20 protein-coding genes are annotated in these 19,927 nt (G+C 69.9%); 11 read left to right on the top strand and 9 right to left on the bottom strand.

The window, feature by feature from the left end; genetic code table 11:
- Positions 1-8: 8 nt before the first annotated feature.
- Positions 9-1,340: a M28 family metallopeptidase gene (locus NKT36_RS06835; protein WP_327053209.1), complete on the bottom strand. Its 1,332-nt coding sequence runs from the start codon at positions 1,338-1,340 to the stop codon at positions 9-11.
- Positions 1,341-1,572: 232 nt separating this feature from the next.
- Between NKT36_RS06835 and NKT36_RS06830 the strand changes: the two genes are divergently transcribed.
- From NKT36_RS06830 to NKT36_RS06815, 4 genes are all read left to right on the top strand, one after another.
- Positions 1,573-2,664 (top strand): geranylgeranyl reductase family protein, encoded by a 1,092-nt coding sequence (locus NKT36_RS06830; protein WP_327053208.1) that lies wholly within the window; start codon positions 1,573-1,575, stop codon positions 2,662-2,664.
- 127 nt (positions 2,665-2,791) lie between these two features.
- Entirely contained in the window at positions 2,792-3,088 is a 297-nt protein-coding gene (locus NKT36_RS06825) for a DUF6432 family protein (RefSeq protein ID WP_327053207.1), read from the top strand.
- A gap of 162 nt (positions 3,089-3,250) precedes the next feature.
- Positions 3,251-4,543, top strand: a complete 1,293-nt coding sequence (locus tag NKT36_RS06820; protein WP_327053206.1) for a glucose-6-phosphate isomerase — start codon at positions 3,251-3,253, stop codon at positions 4,541-4,543.
- A 132-nt stretch (positions 4,544-4,675) separates the two neighbouring features.
- Positions 4,676-5,320 carry a PGF-CTERM sorting domain-containing protein gene (locus NKT36_RS06815; protein WP_327053205.1) on the top strand — a complete coding sequence of 215 codons (645 nt, stop codon included), beginning with the start codon at positions 4,676-4,678 and terminating at the stop codon, positions 5,318-5,320.
- Between the two features lie 26 nt (positions 5,321-5,346).
- Here NKT36_RS06815 and pdxT read toward each other — a convergent pair whose 3' ends face one another.
- Together pdxT and NKT36_RS06805 are read right to left on the bottom strand one after the other, a co-directional pair.
- Positions 5,347-5,937 carry a pyridoxal 5'-phosphate synthase glutaminase subunit PdxT gene (gene pdxT / locus NKT36_RS06810; protein ID WP_327053204.1) on the bottom strand — a complete coding sequence of 197 codons (591 nt, stop codon included), beginning with the start codon at positions 5,935-5,937 and terminating at the stop codon, positions 5,347-5,349.
- A 37-nt stretch (positions 5,938-5,974) separates the two neighbouring features.
- Entirely contained in the window at positions 5,975-6,139 is a 165-nt protein-coding gene (locus NKT36_RS06805; RefSeq protein ID WP_327053203.1) for a preprotein translocase subunit Sec61beta, read from the bottom strand.
- Positions 6,140-6,335: 196 nt separating this feature from the next.
- Here NKT36_RS06805 and trxA point away from each other — a divergent pair, with 196 nt between their 5' ends.
- Entirely contained in the window at positions 6,336-6,602 is a 267-nt protein-coding gene (trxA, locus tag NKT36_RS06800) for a thioredoxin (RefSeq protein WP_327053202.1), read from the top strand.
- A gap of 37 nt (positions 6,603-6,639) precedes the next feature.
- Here the strand turns inward: trxA and ygfZ are convergent, their stop codons facing one another.
- Entirely contained in the window at positions 6,640-7,761 is a 1,122-nt protein-coding gene (gene ygfZ, locus NKT36_RS06795; RefSeq protein WP_327053201.1) for a CAF17-like 4Fe-4S cluster assembly/insertion protein YgfZ, read from the bottom strand.
- 134 nt (positions 7,762-7,895) lie between these two features.
- Here ygfZ and NKT36_RS06790 point away from each other — a divergent pair, with 134 nt between their 5' ends.
- From NKT36_RS06790 to NKT36_RS06770, 5 genes are all read left to right on the top strand, one after another.
- The gene (locus tag NKT36_RS06790; RefSeq protein WP_327053200.1) at positions 7,896-8,762 is read left to right on the top strand and encodes a dihydrodipicolinate synthase family protein; all 867 of its coding nucleotides are present in this window, start codon (positions 7,896-7,898) and stop codon (positions 8,760-8,762) included.
- A gap of 127 nt (positions 8,763-8,889) precedes the next feature.
- Positions 8,890-9,945 (top strand): ABC transporter permease, encoded by a 1,056-nt coding sequence (locus tag NKT36_RS06785; protein WP_327053199.1) that lies wholly within the window; start codon positions 8,890-8,892, stop codon positions 9,943-9,945.
- Positions 9,942-10,913 (top strand): ABC transporter ATP-binding protein, encoded by a 972-nt coding sequence (locus tag NKT36_RS06780; RefSeq protein ID WP_327053198.1) that lies wholly within the window; start codon positions 9,942-9,944, stop codon positions 10,911-10,913. Before NKT36_RS06785 ends, NKT36_RS06780 begins: the two co-directional genes overlap by 4 nt.
- Positions 10,914-10,989: 76 nt before the next feature.
- Positions 10,990-12,816, top strand: a complete 1,827-nt coding sequence (locus NKT36_RS06775) for an LEA type 2 family protein (protein WP_327053197.1) — start codon at positions 10,990-10,992, stop codon at positions 12,814-12,816.
- Between the two features lie 239 nt (positions 12,817-13,055).
- Positions 13,056-13,412, top strand: a complete 357-nt coding sequence (locus NKT36_RS06770; RefSeq protein WP_327053369.1) for a DUF5802 family protein — start codon at positions 13,056-13,058, stop codon at positions 13,410-13,412.
- An 84-nt stretch (positions 13,413-13,496) separates the two neighbouring features.
- Here the strand turns inward: NKT36_RS06770 and pan2 are convergent, their stop codons facing one another.
- Positions 13,497-14,717, bottom strand: a complete 1,221-nt coding sequence (gene pan2, locus NKT36_RS06765) for a proteasome-activating nucleotidase Pan2 (RefSeq protein WP_327053196.1) — start codon at positions 14,715-14,717, stop codon at positions 13,497-13,499.
- Positions 14,718-14,875: 158 nt separating this feature from the next.
- Between pan2 and pepF the strand changes: the two genes are divergently transcribed.
- Positions 14,876-16,666 carry an oligoendopeptidase F gene (gene pepF, locus NKT36_RS06760; RefSeq protein WP_327053195.1) on the top strand — a complete coding sequence of 597 codons (1,791 nt, stop codon included), beginning with the start codon at positions 14,876-14,878 and terminating at the stop codon, positions 16,664-16,666.
- Between the two features lie 78 nt (positions 16,667-16,744).
- On the opposite strand, the gene NKT36_RS06755 is transcribed toward pepF, so the two are convergent.
- The 4 genes from NKT36_RS06755 to NKT36_RS06740 all read right to left on the bottom strand — a co-directional run bounded on the left by NKT36_RS06755 (position 16,745) and on the right by NKT36_RS06740 (position 19,745).
- Positions 16,745-17,377, bottom strand: a complete 633-nt coding sequence (locus NKT36_RS06755) for a protein-L-isoaspartate(D-aspartate) O-methyltransferase (protein WP_327053194.1) — start codon at positions 17,375-17,377, stop codon at positions 16,745-16,747.
- Between the two features lie 2 nt (positions 17,378-17,379).
- The gene (locus tag NKT36_RS06750) at positions 17,380-18,030 is read right to left on the bottom strand and encodes an HVO_0476 family zinc finger protein (RefSeq protein WP_327053193.1); all 651 of its coding nucleotides are present in this window, start codon (positions 18,028-18,030) and stop codon (positions 17,380-17,382) included.
- 372 nt (positions 18,031-18,402) lie between these two features.
- On the bottom strand, positions 18,403-18,750 hold the full coding sequence (locus tag NKT36_RS06745; RefSeq protein ID WP_327053192.1) for a CHY zinc finger protein: 348 nt from the start codon (positions 18,748-18,750) through the stop codon (positions 18,403-18,405).
- Between the two features lie 47 nt (positions 18,751-18,797).
- The gene (locus NKT36_RS06740; RefSeq protein ID WP_327053191.1) at positions 18,798-19,745 is read right to left on the bottom strand and encodes an aminopeptidase; all 948 of its coding nucleotides are present in this window, start codon (positions 19,743-19,745) and stop codon (positions 18,798-18,800) included.
- Positions 19,746-19,927 lie beyond the last annotated feature (182 nt).

Raw genomic sequence — 19,927 nt, 5'->3', positions numbered from 1 at the left:
CCGGCCTCTCACGCCCAGTCCTCGGGCCAGATGTCCGCCGCCCGCATCCCCGCCTCGTAGTCGCGCTCGCGGAGGTCTTCGGCGACGTCCTCGGCGTCCCGGCGGGGGACGTCCTCGCGCCGGGTGAGCTCCTGGACGAGCAGCGCGGTCAGCATGGCGTGCTCGCGCAGGTTGCGGTCGTCCACCTTGTCGCGGGTGTCGGCGTGGGTGTGGCCCCACCCGCGGCCGCGCTGGCCGGGCGCGCTATCGTCCTGCCGGCTGTGCAACTGGAGCGCGGGGACGCCCCGCCGGAGGAACGGCCAGTGGTCGCTGAACGGGTGGACGTTCGCCTCGACGCCGATGGGCTGGTTCGTCTCGTCGGCCACCCGCTCGGCGACCGACCGGAGCGTCTCCGAGCCGTGGGTGAACGCCTGCAGGTCGCGGAACCGGCCGGCACCGTCGACGTTGACGACCGCGCGCACCCGGTCTGCGTCGAGGCGGTCGGCGAGCGCCTCGCTGCCGAGCAGGCCGGTCTCCTCGCAGCCGACGCCGGCGACGCGGACCCGCGCGTCGAGGTCCAGTTCCGCGAGCAGGTGCGCCGCGGCGACGACGACGGTGATGCCACAGCCGTTGTCGAGCGCGCCCTCCGCGACGTCGTGGGCGTCGAGGTGGGCGACGACGAGCACCTCTTCGTCCGTGTCCGGGCCGAGTTCGGCGTGGACGTCGTGACTCGTCGCCGGCTCCGTTCCGGCGTCGACGGAGAGGGTGGCGGTCGCGCCGCGGTCGGCGTAGTCGGTGAGCCACGCGCCGGTCTCCCGGCTCACGCCGACGCCCGGCCGCGCGGCCACGTCGCCGAACGTCAGCGACCCCGTGGGCGGCAGCTGTCCGGGAACGTGGTTGTGGAAGACGAACGCCTCCGCACCCGCCGCGACGGCGTGCCCGAACTTCTCCATCCGGTGGACGAACCGGTTCCCGGGCGGCGTGGTCGTGCTCGCAACCGCGATGGCTCCCTCGACGTCCATCTCGTCGATCTCCTCGGGCGTACCGTGGCCGACGTCGACCAGTTCGCCCCGGGCGTCGCCGCCGGGCGAGTACGGCAGCGCGACCGCCTCGAACGAGCGCCGGACCGGCTCCGTCACCGCGAGTTCGGCCCGGCCACGGTCCCAGCGGGTGATGTCGAACGACTCCATGGTGACGTCGCGCGCGCCGGCCCGCTCGAACCCCTCGGCGACCAGGTCCGCGGCGCGGCGCTCGCCCGGGTGGCCCCCGAGCCGGTTCTCGATCTCCGTCAAGCGCGTCAGGAACGTCCACGGGTAGTCGTCCTGCCACAGTCGCCCGAGCGCGCGTGCTCGTTCTGTCATGTCATGACGTGACACCCCGGGCGACAAAAATCCACGGCGACGTCCGGGTCGCCGTCGTCCTCGCAGTCTTCGTTCTCGCTTCCCCTCGTTCCCTTCGCTCGGCTCTCGTCGCCGCCGACCGCGTCACCGCACCGCCGCCGACCGCGTCGTTACGGTCGGCGAACGTGTCATCGCTGTGACGTCGCGCCGGGAGAGAGAAGGTATTTCACGGGCCGGCCAGTACCCGACGGTGATGTACGACTTCCTCGTCGCCGGGGCGGGACCGGCCGGGTCGCGGTTCGCGCGCCGCGCCGCGGAGAACGGCCGCGACGTGCTCGTCCTCGAACGGGGCGAGGTCGGGAAACCCCTGGCCTGCTCGGGCCACGTCAGCACCGACGTCTGGGACTTCACGCCCGACGGCGCGCGCGAGGAACTCCTCCAGAACGAGGTCTACGGCGCGCGCTTCCACGTCGGCGGGCCGGGGTCGGCCGAGCACCCCTTCTACAAGGACGAGGTCGTCTCGAACGTCATCGACCGCGTCGGGCTGGACCGCACGCTCGCCGGCGCGGCCCGGGACGCGGGGGCCGACCTCCGCGAGGACCACAGCGTCACGGCGGTCGAGGAGCACGGCGACCACGTCGCGGTCACGGCCAACACGCCGGACGGTACCGAGCAGTTCCGCGCGAAGATGGTCGCGGGTTGCGACGGCCCCGTCAGCCGCGTCCGGCGCGAACTGGGGCTGCCGGAACCCGGCGAGAAGCTCCAGGGCGTGCTCGGGTTCACCGACGAGGACGACCCGGGCGACTTCGTCGACGTCCACCTCACCGCGCCGCGCTTCTTCGCGTGGCGCATCCCGCGCGGCGACGCCGGCGTCGAGTACGGCCTGGCCGCGCCGCCGGGGGCGCAACCGGGCGCACGCGAGCTGTTCGAGCGGTTCACCGCCGACTACGACGTGGAGACGAGCGAGTTCTGCGCGGGCATGATCCCCATCGGCCCGCCGCGGTCGGTGACCGCCCACCGCGGGTTCCTGCTCGGCGACGCCGCCGCCCAGACGAAGCCGTTCACCGGCGGCGGCATCCTCTACGGCATGACCGCGGCCGACCACGCGGCGCGCACCGTCGCCCCCGACGACCCGGGGACGCTCGCCGACTACGAGCGGGCGTGGCGCGACGACCTGCAGTCCGAGATACGCCTCGGTCACTGGGTCCGGCGAGCCTACTCGCTGCCGGAACCGGTCCAGACCGCGGGGCTGCGGGCGCTCTCGGGCGAGATCGCGGTCCACATGGACCGCCCGACCTCGTTCTTCTCGCCCGAGCACCTCCGGACGCTGCTCTCGCGAACGTGACCGCGGTTGCTGCGACCCGCGCGGCGACCCGTCCCACCGGCACAGCTGACGCGATTCCGGCCCAACCGGGGTCGCGACCGACGCGAACGCAGGTAATGCTAAAAGCCGGGGTGACATAGGGGCGAACATGAAGGCCAGGCAGGAGTATCGGCGCCGCGCGGAGGTCGAGGTGGAGATCCTCGACGCCCTCGTCGACCGCAGCGAGGAGGGGATGACGGTCTTCGAGCTCCGCTCGGAGGTCGAAATCGACATCGACGACATCGAGGACGCGCTCGGCAACCTCAAGCGAGACGACCTCATCCGCGCCGAGAAGGAGGAGCGACGGACGCTCATCTTCCCCGACGAGCGCGTCGTTCCGGACCCCGACGAGGCGGTCGAGGAGCCGTCCATCGTCGACCGCATCATCGACCGCCTTCCGCTGTAGGCGTCGTACACGTCCTCGAAACGCACAGACACGCCCGTCGTCGCCTGCGTCCGGCGACGTCGAACGCCCCCGCATCGAGCTGCCCCGGGCAGACGGCCCCGTCCGTCGTTCGCGAGCGGCCAAGTGGATGGCTTTTTCACTGCCGGCGACGGCGATTCGACCATGCGCGTAGACCTCGGTAACGCCCTCGACGACGTCGCCTCGCCCGGCGTCGCCCGCGCCGACCTCGATTCGCTCGACGAACGGGTCGCCGACGCCCACGAGCGCATCGCGGACGGCCGGGCGAACGACGAGCACGGCTACGCGGCGCTGAACCTGCCCGACACCGTCGACCCGGACGCCATCCGGTCGGCGGTCGAACCGTTTGCCGACGCCGACGCCGTCCTGACGGTCGGCATCGGCGGGAGCGCGCTCGGCGCGGCGACGCTCGCGAACGCCCTCGAATCGGACGTGGACGCCTACTTCCTGGACAACGTCGACCCCGAGCACGTCCGGACGCTGCTCGACGACGTCTCGCTGGCCGACGCGGCCGTCAACGTCGTCTCGCGCTCCGGGACGACCGCCGAGACGCTGGCGAACTTCCTCGTCGTCCGCGACGCGATGGACGCCGCGGGCGTCGACTGGACCGAGCGCACGTTCGTCACGACCGGCGAGGAGGGCAACCTCCGCGACCTCGCCGACCGCCACGACCTGCCCGCGCTCGCCGTCCCGGAGGGCGTCCCCGGCCGCTTCTCCGCGCTCTCGACGGTGGGGCTCGCCTGCGCGGCCATCCAGGGTCACGACCTCGACGCCATCCTCGCGGGTGCGAGCGACGGGGCCGACAGCCTCGACGGCTCCCTGTTCGAGTCGCCGGCGTACGCCTACGGTGCCGTCTCCTACGCGCTCGACGAGCGCGGGGCGGCCGTCAACGCCATGATGCCGTACGCCGAGTCGCTGGAGACGTTCGCGGAGTGGTTCGCCCAGCTCTGGGCCGAGAGCCTCGGCAAGGACGGCGTCGGCCAGACGCCGGCGCGGGCGCTCGGCGCGACCGACCAGCACTCCCAGCTCCAGCTCTACCGGGCCGGCCCTCGGGACAAGATGGTGTCGCTCGTCCGCCCCGTCGAGCGCGACGACCGCGCCATCCCCGAGACCGACCTCCCGGGCCTGGAGTACCTCGGCGGATCGTCGCTGGGCGAACTCCTCGACGCCGAGTTCGAGGCGACCGAAGCCAGCCTCGCCGCGGCCGGCCGTCCGAACGTCCGCGTCGAGATCGACCGCGTCGACGAGCGGAGCCTCGGCGAACTGCTGTACGGCATGGAGGCGGCCTGCGTGCTCGCCGGCGAACTGTACGGGGTCGACACGTTCGTCCAGCCAGCGGTCGAGTGGGGCAAGCGCGCCGCCCGCGGCCTGCTCGGCGGCGGCGACTTCGAGGAGGCCGACGCCGTCGCCGACAAGCGGACGCTGACCGTGGAGTGACGGCCGGAAGTACGCCCTTTGGGGCCAATCCTCTAGCTGGAGTATCATAAGAAAGTATTTATTTGTCCACGGGCGACACCAAGAAATCCTGTACTGCAGTCGTACAGGTCCCCGAATCGACACCCTCCAATCATGCGACGAACGATTCCGATACTCGCGATAGCGGTGTCGCTCGCGGTCCTCGCGGGCGCAACCGCCGCAGCACCGACAGGCGCATCGGCAGTCGACCAGGCGGTCGCGGACCAGAACGAGACCGCGACGACGAACTACACGGTCAGCGGCGAGACGCCGTTCGCGGCCGACACGGAACTGCAACTCGTGGCCGCGGCCTCCGGAGAGTTCCGCAAGAGCGCGTCCGTCACGACGGACTCCTCCGGCGCGTTCTCGACGACGCTCGCGTTCGAGGACGACGTCAACCTATCGGGCCCGGCCGAGGTCCGCCTCACCGGCGACACTGGCCTCGAAGCAGGGACGGAACTCGACGTCCTCGCGGAGTCAGCCGGTGACTTCCGGCACTCGACGAGCGTCACGGTTGCGGAGAACGGAACGGTCAGCGTGACGGTTCCGGTCGACAACGCCACCTACCTCTCGAACGCTGAACTCGATATCGACGTTCAGGACGAGACGACCACCACGACGTCCGGACCGCACGAGACGTCGACGACCCCTTCGACGACGACCGCGTCGACCACCCAGAGCGACGGCCAGCCAGGCTTCGGCGTGGCCGTCGCCCTGCTGGCGGTCGCCGGGGCGGCGCTCGTCGTCGAACGCGACTGAGAACTACTCTCGCAACTGCCGCTTTTTCAGGTCTCGTCCCCGAAGAACGCCAGGTCGTGGAGCCGACTGTCCCCCGTGAGCTCGGGGTGGAAGGAGAGACCGACGACGGGACCGTCCCGGACCGCGACGGGGCGGCCGTCCCACGCGGCCAGCACCTCGACGGCGTCGCCCACCGCGTCGATGAGCGGCGCGCGGATGAAGACGGCGGGGAAGGGGTCGTCCAGCCCCGCGACGTCCAGCGGTGCCTCGAAGCTGTCCTTCTGTCGTCCGAAGGCGTTGCGCTCGACGGTCACGTCGACGAGGCCCAGTGGTTCGACGCGCTCGTCCGCGGCGTCCGTCGCGGTGACGATGAGGCCGGCGCAGGTCGCCAGCACCGGCTTCCCGTCGCCGACGTGGTCGGTTATCTCGGGGGCGATGCCTTCGGAGTGGAGGAGCCGCGAGATGGTGGTCGACTCGCCGCCCGGCAACACCAGCAGGTCGCAGTCGGGGACCGTTCCGGACTGGCGTATCTCGACGACGTCGACGTCGCGTCCGTGGGCGTCGGCCGCTCGCTCGACGGCCGCGCCGTGCTCGCTCACGTCGCCCTGCACCGCGACGACGCCGGCTGTGAGACTCATGGACGGCGCTACGAAGCGCGCTGAGAAAAGGGCCTCGCTACAGCGCTAGGAAGTTCAGTACCATGATGAGGACGCCGAAGAAGACGCCGAACGCGACGATCGACCTGGGGTCGACCCGGATGGCGTTGCGGTCCTCGGCGTCGAAGTACCGGACGAGTCCGGCGCTGGACATCAGTCCGCCGGAGTTCTGGCCACTGCTCATGTTCCCAGGTCGGTCTTCCCTCGGGGTAAAGGTTTCGCCACGCCCCCGAACGTCGGAACCGACTCCCGAACGCGTCGACGTCCGGACCGCGCTCGCCACGGAATCCGCCGCTATGGCGGGCCTGTGCCGATTGCGGCAATCCGCGGGGAGTGGGAAACCCTTATGCGCGGCCCTCCCCAACTTCGGAAAAGAGAGCATGACTGTCAGGTTACTGGACTTCTACGCAGACTGGTGTGGCCCGTGCAAGACCCAGGATCCCATCCTGGAGGAGCTCGAAGAGGACTGGGACGACGTAGAGTTCGAGAAGATCGACGTCGACGAGCACCAGGACGTCGCCAACGAGTACCAGGTTCGCTCGATCCCGACCATCGTCATCGAGGACGACGACGGCGTCGTCGAACGCTTCGTCGGCGTCACCCAGCGCGACGCGCTGGAGAACGTCCTCGAAGACGCCGCCGCGTAAGCCGACGCTCAGTTCACCGTTTTCTCAGCGACGTCGTTCACCCGTAGCGCGGCGTCCGCGCCGAGCGGTCGCTCCCCTCGACCAGCGGGAGGTCGACGACGGCGGCCGGCCGGTCCTCGCCCTCGACGCGCACCGCGACCTCGTCGCCGGGCGCGACGTCGCTGTCGACCAGCGCCAGCGCCACCGGTTCGTCGCGCGACGGGCTCTCGGCCGCGCGCGTCACCTCGCCCACCGCCCCGTCGCTGGCGAAGACGGCTGCCCCGCGCTCCGGGACCGCCGCCGGGAGCAGGCCGACGAGCCGCTGGCCTGGCTGGCCGCGGTTCTCGACCCGCGAGACGACCTCCTGGCCGACGTAGCAGCCCTTCTCGAAGTCGAGCGCGTTGCGCACGCCGAGGTCGTTCGGTAGTTCGCCCGCGAGTTCGAACTCGAACAGCGGCGTCCCCGCCTCCAGCGTCAGCGTCTCCCACGTCCGGCGGCCGAACGGGACGGCGTTCAGCCCGCGCGTCAGCAGCGTGTCGAAGACGAGTTCCACGTTCGACTGCGGCCGACCCGCCTCGTCCTCCGTCTCGCCCGTCGTGCAGACGACCTCGTAGCCCTCCTCGCCGGTCGGCGAGTCGGTCCGGACGACGGTGACGCCCACCTCGGATATCTTCCCGCGGGTGAACGAAAGGTGGCCGTCGGGCGCGCCGGCGTCGTTCAGCACGCTCGCGACCTTCTCGGTCGCCTTCGGACCGTGGACGCCGAAGACGCCGAAGTCGTCCGTCGCGACCGTGACGTCGACGTCCTCGATGAACACCTTCCCCCGCCACTCCTCGGCGAGCGGCCGCGCCTCGCCCGGCGGGGTGAAGAGGAGGAGGCGCTCGCCAGCGTTGTAGACGTACATGTCCGTCTCGACCCGTCCCTGGGGGTCGAGCAGCAGCGCGTACCGTCCCTCGCCGTCCTCGCGGGGGACTGCGTTCGAGACGACGTTGTCCACGTAGTCGACGCGGTCGTCGCCGGTCACGACCACGACGCCGTACGGCATCTCGGTCAACCCGACGCCGTTGCGGACCGCGTGGTGGGTGCGTTCGGGGCGGCCGTAGTGGCGTGTGACGCGCCGCCCGCCGACGGAACCGAACGTGGCACCGTGGGCGGCGTGGGCGTCTTCGAGCAGCGTCATGGTTCCACTCGGGCCTGCGAGAGTAAAAACGTGATTCTACGGCGGTACGCCGGGCCGTCTCTCTCGGCGGTCGACCCCTCCCGCTCGGTCGCCGCTTCCCGGCGATTGAAGGCGGCGGACGGAGTGGGGAGCGTATGGACGGAACCGGCGTGCCGCTGGTGACGCCGTTCGACCGGGACGGCGACCTGGCGGCGCAGCGACTGCGCGAACTGGCCGAATGGGTCACAGATCGCGGTGTGGACTTCGTGGTCCCCTGCGGGTCGAACAGCGAGGCGGAACTGATGAGCGTCGAGGAACGGACGCGCGCCGTCGAGGTCGTCGCCGAGACGGTCGACGTCCCCGTGCTCGCCGGCACCGGCCACCCCGGCCTGCGGGAGACGCTCCGCCAGACCGAGGGGGCCGCCACGGCCGGGGCCGACGCCGCGCTCGTGGTGACGCCGTTCTACTACGGGCACGACCAGGACGCGCTCGCGGAGTACTACCGCGAAGTGGCAGACGAGAGTCCCGTCCCCGTCTACCTCTACAGCGTGCCGGCATACACCGGCGTCGCGCTCACCGCCGAGACGGTCGCCGACCTCGCCACCCACGACAACGTCGCGGGGATGAAAGACTCAAGCGGCGACCTCGAACGCCTCCAGCGCGAGCGCGCCCGCACCGCGGACGCCGACTTCGACCTGCTGGTCGGCAGCGGCAGCGTCTACGCCCACGGCCTCGACGCGGGCGCGGACGGCGGCGTGCTCGCGCTGGCGAACGTCGCGCCCGAGCGCGCCAGCGAGGTGTTCGACCTCCACCGCGTCGGCAAGGACGACGAGGCTCGCCAGTTGAACGCGAAACTCGTCGACCTGAACCGCGCCATCACCGCCGTGTACGGCGTCGCCGGCGCGAAGGCGGCGATGCGCGAGCGCGGCGCGCCGGCCGGGTACCCGCGCAAGCCCCACCGCCCCCTCGACGACGCCGCGCGCGAGGAACTGGCCGACCTCGTCGGCACTGCGAGACCGTGAGCGACCGCCGCGCGGGCACGGCGTGGGCCGCGTTGGCGCTGACGCTCGTCGGGCGGCCGCGCTGCCGGACCGCGTCGCGAAACGCGCGGAGAAAAAGTCTTCGGCCAGGCGGATGAACGTCTGACCCGTGAGTACTGAGACGACGCGCGGCCGGCCCGCCGTCGCCCTCGGAACGGGGACGACGGTGCTGACGTTCGTCACGGTGCAACTGCTCGCGTTCGCGTTCGCCTTCACCGTCGAGTTGCCGGGAGCGTACGCGCTGTTCGCCGTGGCGAGCACCGGGGCGGTCGCCTACCACCGCGACCGCGGCGCGTTCGGCGTCGCGGCGGCGACGTTCGGGAGCGTCCTGCTCGTGGCGCTCGCGCTGCCGCTGTTGATGCTGGTCGCGCGCCAGGACCCGGGCATCGTCGTCGAGAAGGCGCTCGACCCCGCGGTCCACCGTGCGCTGTACCTCTCGGTGTACGCGCCGATGCTCGCGGCGCTGCTGTCGGTCGCGCTCGGCGTGCCGCTTGCGCTGGTGCTCGCGCGGGGCTTCCCCGGCCAGGCGCTCGTCGAGAGCCTCGTCGACCTGCCGCTGGTCGTCCCCCACAGCGTCGCCGGCCTCGCCGTCCTCTTCGCGTACGGCGACGAGGGCGCGTTCGGCTGGCTGGAGGTGTCGATACCCGGCGCGTTCACGCTGCTCGGCGTCCCCGTCGACGTGCCGCTGTTCGACGGCTTCCACTACGACTTCTCCGTCATCGGGACGACGACCGGGATGGTGCTGGCGATGACGTTCGTGAGCGCGCCGTTCGCGGTCAACGCCGCTCGCGAGGGGTTCGAGGCCGTCGACGAGCGGGTCCAGCGCGCGGCGCGCACCCTCGGCGCGAACCGCTGGGAGACGTTCCGGCGCGTGACCGCGCCGCTGTCGGTCCGCGGCGTGCTCACCGGCGGCGTGCTAGCGTGGGCGCGGGCCGTCTCCGAGTTCGGTGCGGTCGCCATCGTCGCGTACAACGTCGACGTGGTCTACCCGCCGCTGTTCGGCGAGCGGTCCGAAACCCAGCACGCGCCCGTGTTCATCTACCGGGAGTTCATGACCGGCGGCCTCGACGAGAGCGGCGCGGTGGCGACGCTGCTGCTCGCGCTCTCGGTGGCCATCTTCCTGGTCGTCCGCTCGCTGGCCTACGACGACGGAGGGTGGCCGTGAGCCTCTCTATCGACGTCTCGGCGACGTTCACCGCCGAGGGGGCCGACCGGTTCGACGTGCGCGCCGACCTCGACGTCGCCGACGGCGAGACGCTCGTCGTGCTCGGGCCGAGCGGGAGCGGGAAGACGCTCCTGCTGGAGACTGTCGCCGGCTTCCACGACCACGAGGGGAGCGTGACCCTCGACGGCGACCGCCTCTCCGGCCTGGCACCCGAGGAGCGCAACCTGGGATTCGTCTTCCAGGACTACGCCCTGTTCCCCCACCTCTCGGTCCGGGAGAACGTGGCGTTCGGCGAGCGCTACCACGACCGGACGCGCGACCCCGACGAACTGCTGGCGGCGCTCGGCGTCGCGGACCTCGCGGACCGCTACCCGCCGACGCTGTCCGGCGGCGAGCGCCAGCGCGTCGCCCTGGCCCGCGCGCTGCTCGTCCGACCGAGCGCGTTCCTGCTGGACGAACCGCTCTCGGCGCTCGACGTGCCGACCCGCCAGTCGCTGCGCGAGGACCTCGCGGACGTCCTGGCCGACGAGACGGCGGTGTACGTCACCCACAACCGGACGACGGCGCGCATGCTCGCCGACCGCGTCGCCGTCATCGACGACGGCGACATCGTCCAGTCGGGGTCGCCGGAGGCCGTCTTCGAGCGTCCGGCGTCACCGTTCGTCGCGCGGTTCACCGGCGCGAACTGCCTCGACCTGACCGCCGGCGACCTCGCCCACCTCGCCGACGGCACCTACCTCACCGTCCGTCCCGAGCACGTCGAACTCGGGGCGGCCGACCCCGACTTCGCCGCCCGCGTGGAGCGGGTGTTCCCCGAGGACGGTCGCAGTCGCGTGGCGCTGGCGGTCGGCGACGACCGACTGGACGCCTACGCGGAGGAGTCGCTCGCGGTCGGCGACGAGGTCGGCGTCCGCATCCCCGACGACCGGGCGTACGTCCTCGACGACGCGTCGGAACTCCGCGGGTAAACTTTCATATCGCCCCGGTCGGAACCCTCCCTCGTGAACTACCGACACGCGTACCTGTCAGACGGGGTGGAGTTACGTGCGACCGAATAGCCTGCTCGGCAAGATACTCGTGGCAATCGTGTCGCTGCTCGTCGTGGCGGCAGGCGGTATCGGCGTCGCGCTCGCGTCCGGCGTCGTCACGGTGCAACAGCCGACCGTCGAATCGACCAGCACGGAGTGGGGGACGGTGAACGAGGACCGGACCGAGATACGGACCGAGGTCGTCGTCGACAACCCGAACTCCTTCCGTGTCCCCGGCGTCGTCGACATGGGTTACGAGATCGGCATGAACGACGTCGTCGTCGGCGAGGGGACCAAGAGCGGCGTCGGCCTCGGCACCGGTCGCTCGACCGTGTCGCTGTCGCCGACCATCGACAACGACAAGATTCCCGCGTGGTGGGCGACCCACGTCAACAACGGCGAGCAGACGACGCTCTCGGTCACGCCGAGCGTCGGCGTCCCGTTCTACTCGACGTCGCTGCCCGCCCAGGAGCAGTCGTTCAGCACCGACCTGCTCTCGGCGTTCGACAGCAGCGAGCCACGCTCGCTCACGGTGGACGGCCGGACGATACTGACGGCCACGAAGACCGAGGCCTCGTGGGGAGAAGCGACCGAGGAGAAGACGCCGATCGCGTTCGACGCCACGGTCGAGAACCCGGGTAGTGGGACGGTCGAGTTCTCGAAACTGGGGTACAGCATCACGATGAACGACGTCGAGGTCGCCAACGGCACCACCGACGGCACGGTGACCATCGGTCCCGAGTCGACCGAGACCATCGAGATCGACTCGGCGATGGACAACGGCAAGCTTCCAGCGTGGTGGGCGAGCCACGTCGACAACGACGAGACGACGACGATGGACGTGCAGTTCTACGCGCTCATGCAGGACGACGGCGAGACCGAGCGCGTCCCGCTGTCCTTCCTCAGCAAGCGCGTCGTCTTCACCACCGACGTGCTCGGCGGCGGCGAGACGCAGACGAAGGTCGTCGAGACGCCGAACGGGTCGGCGTTCCAGGCCCCGACCGTCGGGTCGGTCACGAGCGAGTGGGTCGTCCCCGACCAGGGCGACACCCGCGTCAGGACGACGGCCGTCGTCGACAACCCCAACGACGCCGACGCCGCGTTCGCCGACGACCTCTCGTTCCGGACCAACTACTCGGTGCAGATGAACGACGTGTCGCTTGTCGACACGACCGTCTCGAAGGCCATCGCGCCCGGGCACAACGAACTGTCGTTCTCCGCCGCCATCACCGGCCGCGAGGTCCAGTCGTGGTGGGTCAGCCACGTCAACAACGACGAGGTGAGCCAGCGGGTCGTCGAGCGCGAGGTCACCATCGACACCGGGTTCGCGCGCCTGCCGCTGAACCGGCCGGCCGAGCGCGGTCAGTTCACCACGGACATGCTCGCTCCCATCGACGAGTCGTCGACCCAGGAGATATCGCTCGCCGGTCGGCGCGTCGGTAGCGTCTCCGACATGGGGGCCGAGTGGGGCGAGGCTACGATGCCCGAGACGCCCATCGAGACGTCCGCGACCGTCACGAACGACCGCGGCGACTCCTTCGACATCACTGAGGTCGGCTACACCGTGAAGATGAACGACGTCGTCCTCGCCGACGAGTCGAAGGACAAGTCCGTCACGGTGTCCGCGCACAGTTCGAAGACGGTCGAGGACACCATCGTCCTCGACAACACGAAGCTCGGCGACTGGTGGAAGACCCACGTCCAGAACGACGAGCGCAGCACGCTCTCGGTGTCGTACTACGTCGTCGTCGAGTATCGCGGCCAGACCCAGCGGATCGAACTCGACTCCCTGAACTACGAGAAGCAGGTGGAGACCGACGTCCTCGGCCAGGACTCGAACTAGCCACCGAACCGCGTTTCCGCGACGGGCCGTCGGCGTTCGGCCCGCGCTCTCGTCCTCCGTGCGGTCGCTGCGTCCTCCCCGTCGGTGACGACGCGTGCAGCGACGTCGCTCGCCTCCCGACCGTCGCTTCCACCGATCGGAGAACGAAACGACAGTGCTTATCACGTGGCATTGCACTTCTTTATAAATCCTTTGCGCAACTGTTATACCTCTCCTTCGCTGTGAGTCGTATGTCAACGATGTTCACGCAGTTCTCGAAGGGGTACTACCTCGGTCGGCTGTACGTCGAACCACACGACGGCGAACACGCGGTGCTGCGCCGCGACCAGCACGAGCGCGTGAACCAGGAACTGTACGCGACCGGCGAGGGCGTCGAGCGACTCGACTCGCCGCTCGTGATGAAACTCGACCAGCAGCACCTCTCGGTCCACGGCGACGACGGCGTCCCGGAGGGGACGCTCGCGGTGCCCGACGACCTGCTGGAGAGCACGTCCGTCGAGAACCCGCCGGAGCTGAAGGCGGTGCTGCTGGCGAAGGCCGACCGGGCCGCCCAGCTCCTGCAGTACCAGGCCGACCACCCCGGTTTCGGCACCTGACGGCAGCTTCCAGCACTGTCGCTCGTCGGTCGCGTCGATAGCCGCAGAAGCGAGTGCGGTTTCCTGACCCCCGTGGCGTCTCGGCTAGTGCGCGTAGTGGAGGTAGCCGGTGCCGGAGCCGTCCTGCTCGATCTTGTCCAGGGCGTCCTCGAAGTCCTCCATCGCGACCTCGGTACGGCCGTCGCGGATGGCGAACATGCCCGCCTCGGTCGTCAGGCTCTCTATCTCCGCCCCGCTGAAGCCGTCGACGTCGCGTGCGAGCTGGTCGAAGTCGACGTCGTCGGCGAGGTTCATCTCGCGGGTGTGGATCTCCAGGATGCGCTCGCGACCCTCCAGGTCGGGGTTGGGCACCTCGATGAGGCGGTCGAAGCGCCCGGGGCGGAGGATGGCGCGGTCGAGCATGTCGAAGCGGTTGGTGGCGGCGATGATGCGGATCTCGCCGCGGTCCTCGAAGCCGTCCATCTCCGAGAGCAACTGCATCATCGTCCGCTGGACCTCCGCGTCGCCGGACGTCTTCGAGTCCGTCCGCTTGCTGGCGACGGCGTCGATCTCGTCGATGAAGATCACGGCGGGTTCGTGCTCGGAGGCGAGTTCGAAGAGGTCGCGGACCAGCCGGGCACCCTCGCCGATGAACTTCTGGACGAGTTCGGAGCCGGCCATCTTGATGAAGGTGGCGTCGGTCTGGTTGGCGACGGCCTTCGCCAGCATCGTCTTCCCCGTTCCCGGCGGGCCGTGCAGCAGCACGCCGCTCGGCGGTTCGACGCCGGTCTCCTCGAACTGCTCGGGGTGGACCAGCGGCTCCTCGACGGCCTCGCGGACCTCGCGGATCTGCTCGTCGATGCCGCCGATGTCCTCGTAGGTGACCTCCGGCGAGCCGTCGACCTCCATGGCCTGCGCGCGGGCGTCCGTCTCGGCGTCGAGGACGGTCTCGATGCTGAACGAGTCGTTGACCGCGACGCGGTCGCCCGCTTCGAGCGACTCGCGGAACTGGGTCGTGACCTCCGTCAGCACCTCCTGGTTGTTGCCGTGCTGTTTGATGACGACGCCCTCGTCGGTCATGTCCTCGACGGTGGCGACGTACAGCGAGGTGGTCTTCAGGGTCTCGTTCTCGCGTTCCAGGCGGTCGACCTGCTCGGCGAGTTCCTGCTGGCGCTCGGCGGCGTCGTCGACGCGCTCGTTCAACTTCTCGTTGATCTGGACGATGTTCGCGAAGTGTTCGCGGAGTGCGGCGAGCCGTTCCGCGTCCGACATGTCCGGATCCAACTCCAGGGTCGGCCGGTCAGGAACAGATGGACTGCGAGACATTTGTTGGTCATTCGTATGGCGCCACATTAAAAGTGCCTTTGGGTCGCGGCGGGTGAGACGAGTTCCCGTCACCGGGTCGGGTCGCGAGCGGACAGCGGGAGCGACGGCGGGTTCCGAGATACCAACGCTTACGGCGCGGCTGTTCCTACCGTAGTGGTATGAGTTCCATCCCCGAACGGAGCGACGTCGAGCCGGCGTACAAGTGGGACCTGGAGAGCATCTACGCGGGCGACGACGACTGGGAGGACGCCTACGCCGACGTCGAAGACCGCCTGGCGGACCTCGAAGCCTACGAGGGACGCGCGACCGAGGACGGCGAGACGTTGCTAGCGGTGCTGCAACTGTCCGACGAGCTCGGCCGGGAGGTCGAGCAGGTCGCCGCCTACGCCCGGATGCGCAGCGACGAGGACACCTCCGACCAGGAGTACCAGGCGCTCTCCTCGCGGGCGCAGTCGCTCGCGTCGCGCGCAGAGAGCGCGGCGAGCTTCATCGACCCCGAGATACAGTCGCTCGACCGCGACGAACTCGACCGGATGGTCGCGGAGACCGAGGGCCTGGAGCAGTACGAGCACTACCTCGACGACGTGATGCGGATGAAAGAACACACCCGCTCGACGGAGGTCGAGAACCTGCTCGCCGAACTCGGCGAGGTGACCGGTGCCTCCGGCGAGATCTACAACCTGCTCTCGAACGCCGACATGGCGTTCCCGACCGTCGAGAAGCCCGACGGCGACGCGGTCGAGATAACCCAGAGCAACTTCACCACCCTCCTGAAGAACCCCGACCGCGAGTTCCGCCGCGAGGTGTACGAGGGCTACTTCGACGAGTGGGCCGACGTCCGCAACTCGGTCGGCGCGGCGTACAAGAACAGCGTGAAGGCCGACGTCAAGCTCGCCCGGGCGCGCAACTACGACACCGCCCGCGAGGCGGCGATGGACGGCCCGAACGTCCCCGCCGAGGTGTACGACAACCTGCTGGAGACCGTCCGCGACAACCTCGACAAGCTCCACCGCCACGCCGAACTCAAGCGCGAGAGCCTCGGCGTCGACGAACTCCGAATGTGGGACCTCTACATGCCGATGACCGACTCCGAGAGCCCGGACCTCGACTACGAGGACGCCGTCGACCACGTCGTCGAGGCCGTCGGCGCGCTCGGCGACGACTACCAGTCCCGCGTCGAGGAGGGCATCGAGTCGCGCTGGATCGACGTGTACGAGACCCAGGACAAGCGCTCGGGCGCCTACAGCAGCGGCACCTACGACACCCAGCCGTTCATCCTGATGAACTACCAGGACGACATCGCGTCGATGTACACGCTGGCGCACGAACTCGGCCACTCGCTGCACTCCCAGTTGACCAGCGAGGCGCAGCCGTACGTCTACAGCGGCTACGAGATCTTCGTCGCCGAGGTGGCGAGCACGGTCAACGAGGCGCTGCTGACCGAGCACCTGCTGGAGACGGTCGACGACCCCGAGTTCCGCCGGCACGTCCTCAACGAGTACCTCGAACGGTTCCGCTCGACGCTGTACCGCCAGACGCTGTTCGCCGACTTCGAGCACCAGGCCCACCAGGTCGTCGAGGAGAACGGCGCGCTCACCCCCGACCGCCTCGACGAGATCTACGGCGACCTCAAGCGCGAGTTCTACGAGCCCGCCGTCGTCGACGACCGCATCGAGCGCGAGTGGATGCGCATCCCGCACTTCTACCGGGCGTACTACGTCTACCAGTACAGCACCGGCATCAGCGCGGCCGTCGCGCTCGCCGACGGGATACTCGAAGAAGGCGAACCGGCGGCCGAGCGCTACCTGGAGTTCCTCGAACGCGGCTCCCGGGAGTACCCCCTCGAACTGCTGGAGACCGCCGGCGTCGACATGTCCTCGCCCGAACCCATCCAGCGCGCGCTCGACGTCTACGACGAACACCTCGACCAGATGGCAGACCTCGTCTGAGGCCGGCGACTCGCAGCTCGCTCGACGCTCCGGACGCGTCGCTCCGTCCCTCTTTTCGTTGCGACTCCGCCGACGCCGCTACCCCTGCATCCTGACGAACCGCACCATGCCGTGCTCCTCGCGGTCGAGCGCGCCGTCGGCGCGTCGGCGGGCGGACACGAGTCGCTGGCGGCCGTCGCCCAGCGGCGCGAGCACCGTCCCCCCAGGCCGCACCTGCTCGACGACGGCGTCGGGGAACGCCGGCGCGGCACAGGTGAGGTAGGCGGCGTCGTAGGGCGCGTGGGCCGGCCAGCCGTCGCGGCCGTCGCCGACGCGGATCGAGACGTCGCCGTACCCGAGGCGGTCCAGTCGCTCCCCGGTCTCCTCCGCGAGTCGCTCGTGGTACTCGACGCTGTAGACGTTCTCCGCGCCGACGACCTCCGCGGTCACGGCAGCGTGGTAGCCACAGCCCGTGCCGATCTCCAGCACGCGGTCGCCGGGGTCGAGCGCGAGCAGGTCGACCATCTCGGCGACCATGTGCGGGGCGCTCACGGTCTGGCCCTCGCCGATGGGGAACGGCTGGTCGGCGTAGGCGTTCTCGCGCCGGTTCTCCGGGACGAACTCGTGGCGGGGCACCGCTTCGAGCGCGTCGCGCGTCGAATCGCGCTCGACGCGGCCCCGGCGAGCGAGGTCGGCGACGAGGGCGGTGCGGCGCTGCTCGAAGTCGGGCATGCTCACCAGGCGGACCAGGCGGTCGAACTCTCGTCGGTACCGTACAGTCGCTTGACGTCCTTGGCGACGACGACGTCGTCGTCGTGGTCGAGCTTGTCGTGGAAGTACCCCGAGGCGTCGTCCCGGACGAGGATGCCGTCGACGGTGAACTCCTCGTCGCCCAGCTCCTCCGTCTCGCCGACGGTGAACTCGTAGTCGCCGGGGACGTTCACCGTCACGCCGCGCGTCTCGTCGTGCCCGCCGTCCTTCGGGTGGAGCGTGACGTTGACGGAGACGTTGTCCACCGCGCGCGTCCAGATGGTCTCGACGTCTCCGGCGGTCGCCTCGTCGGCGCGCCGGTCGCCGTCGAGTTCGAGGCTGGTGATGCGGACGACCATGATGGCCTCCTCCGTCTCGAGGACGAACTCCTCGCCGACCGCGAGCGTCTCCTCGACCGGGACGTCCTCGGCCGCGGAGAACGACTCGCCGTCCTGGGAGACGATGACGTCGGTTCGTTCCGTCTCCGGTTCCTCGATCTTCGTCTTGTGGACGTGGCCACACTCCGTACAGCGCACCGTCACCTGACCGCCGGGCTTCAGCACCTCGTGAACCGTCTCGACGCCGGGCGAACAGGAGGGACACGTCGCCGCGACGCGCTCCGCAGTCTCTGTCATGGGCGAACGGTACGGCGTCCGCGCGTAAAAGCCCGTGGAGTTGGGAATCGGGGACGTTCGGAGAGGCCAGAAAACCAGCATCCGTGGATTGGCGCGTCTATCACTTTGGCGATGGCATGGGCGGAGCAGCCTGTGGATTCGTCGGTGATGTTGGCGACGTAGAAAGCCCCTGGCGGCTCCGGTCGATGCGCTCGCTGCGCTCTTCGGCCGCTGCGCGGCCTCCAGTGCTTGCTTCGCCCGTCTTCCCGGACCCGCCAGCCCCTTTCAGTCCACCCGGTGTCGCCTGTCTCGCCGGCCGAAACGGTTCGCTTTCGAGGTGTTCTCGACGGTTTCAGACTGGAACCCGTAATCTGCTGCACCAGAACCGAACTCTCACACCTCGAAGTAGAGGTCGTGGTGGTCGGCACAGCCGGGGTTGAACGCCGCGCCGCAGTCGGGGCAGGTCGAGTCACAGTCGAGGTACTCCGCGACCGTCAGTGTCGCACCGCAGACGCCACAGAGCACTGCGTCGACGTCGTACTCGTCCTGCGACCACCGCTCGCGGTCGTGGTCGGCGGCGGCGTCGTGACACCGGAAGCAGGAGTAGAAGTCGCCGCAGCACGCCAGCCGAAGGGCGACGACGTCGCGCTCGGCGTCGTAGTGGGCACAGCGGGTCTCCGGCCCGACGTCGACGCCGCTGACGGTGTGGCCGTGCACGTCGACGCGCTCGGTCTCTGGCATGGCGAGTCAGGCCTCCGGTGCGGAGCGGTCGGGGGTCGTGCTCGTCCTCATTCGACGGTCGGCAGGTCGACCTCCTCGCCGTCCGCGTAGACGGTCGGCTCCCGGAGGATGCCGTCGAGGTGGATGGGGGCGTCCGTGTCGCCGCCGATGCCGGCGTCGTCGCCGATGGCGATGTGGACCGTGCCGCCGGCCTTCTCGTCGAGGAGGACGGAGCCGACCAGGTCCGTGACCGCGACGTTCGTCCCGATGCCGAGCTCCGCGAGGTTGTAGGCGGCGTCGCCGACCTCCTCGGCGGCCGTCTCGACCTGCTCGCGGATGTCGTCGTCGCTGATGTCGGTCACCTGGCCGTCCGCGACCTCGAACGAGAGCGTCTGGTCGTCGTCGAGCAGGCCGTGGGGCATCATCGTCCCGTCGACGACGTAGCGGCCCTCGGCGTCCTCGGGGCTGACGAACACCTCGCCTGCGGGGAGGTTCGAGAACGCGCCCGGTTCGGTGACGTTGCCGGTGTCCGAGAGCCACTCCCGGCTTCCGGGCCGGAAGGTGATGTCGGTGCCCTGCGGGGAGGTGACCCGGACCTCTTCCGCGTCCGCGACCTGCTCCATCACGTCGAGACAGTGGCGCTGGATGGCGTCGTAGTCGGCGTCGAGGCCGGTCGTGAACACCGACTCGGTGATGCCGGGGAGGGTCGCGCCGCGCGCCCCGGCGTCGTTGGCGTCGCCGCGGGCGCGGGTGTGGCTCAGGCTCTTGGTCGTCGGCGCGAGGAACACGTCCGCGCCGGCCATCGCGGCGGCGACCGGCTCGGGTGGCTCCTCGCCGTGCTGGTCGCCCGGCGGGTACCGCGCCACGACCACGTCGTCGGTGACGGCGCTGGCGGCGTCGTACAGGGCCTCGCCGATGGCCTCGCGCTTGTCGTCGGTGACCACGACGCACGACTCGCCGGCTTCCAGGCCCATGCACTGCTCGACGGCCGTCCGGGCCGCGTCTTCGAGACTCATGCCCGAAGCGACGGCCGCCGCCGCCGTTAGGTTTTCCGTTCGGGGCGCTCCAGTCGAAGCGCCGTCTGCGGATGCGTTTGCGGGATGCGACGCCCGTTTCACCCGCCGCAGTCACCCGGTTCGAACTCGCTGCAGTCTCACGTCCGTCGCCGCCGTGACCGCCCGGAAGTAACTTACTCGAA

The sequence above is a fragment of the Halomicrococcus gelatinilyticus genome (assembly GCA_024227995.1).
Taxonomy (GTDB): Archaea; Halobacteriota; Halobacteria; order Halobacteriales; family Haladaptataceae; genus Halomicrococcus; species Halomicrococcus gelatinilyticus.
The sequence above is the reverse complement of the archived record's forward strand: the minus strand, read 5'-3'. Positions and strand labels throughout refer to the sequence as shown.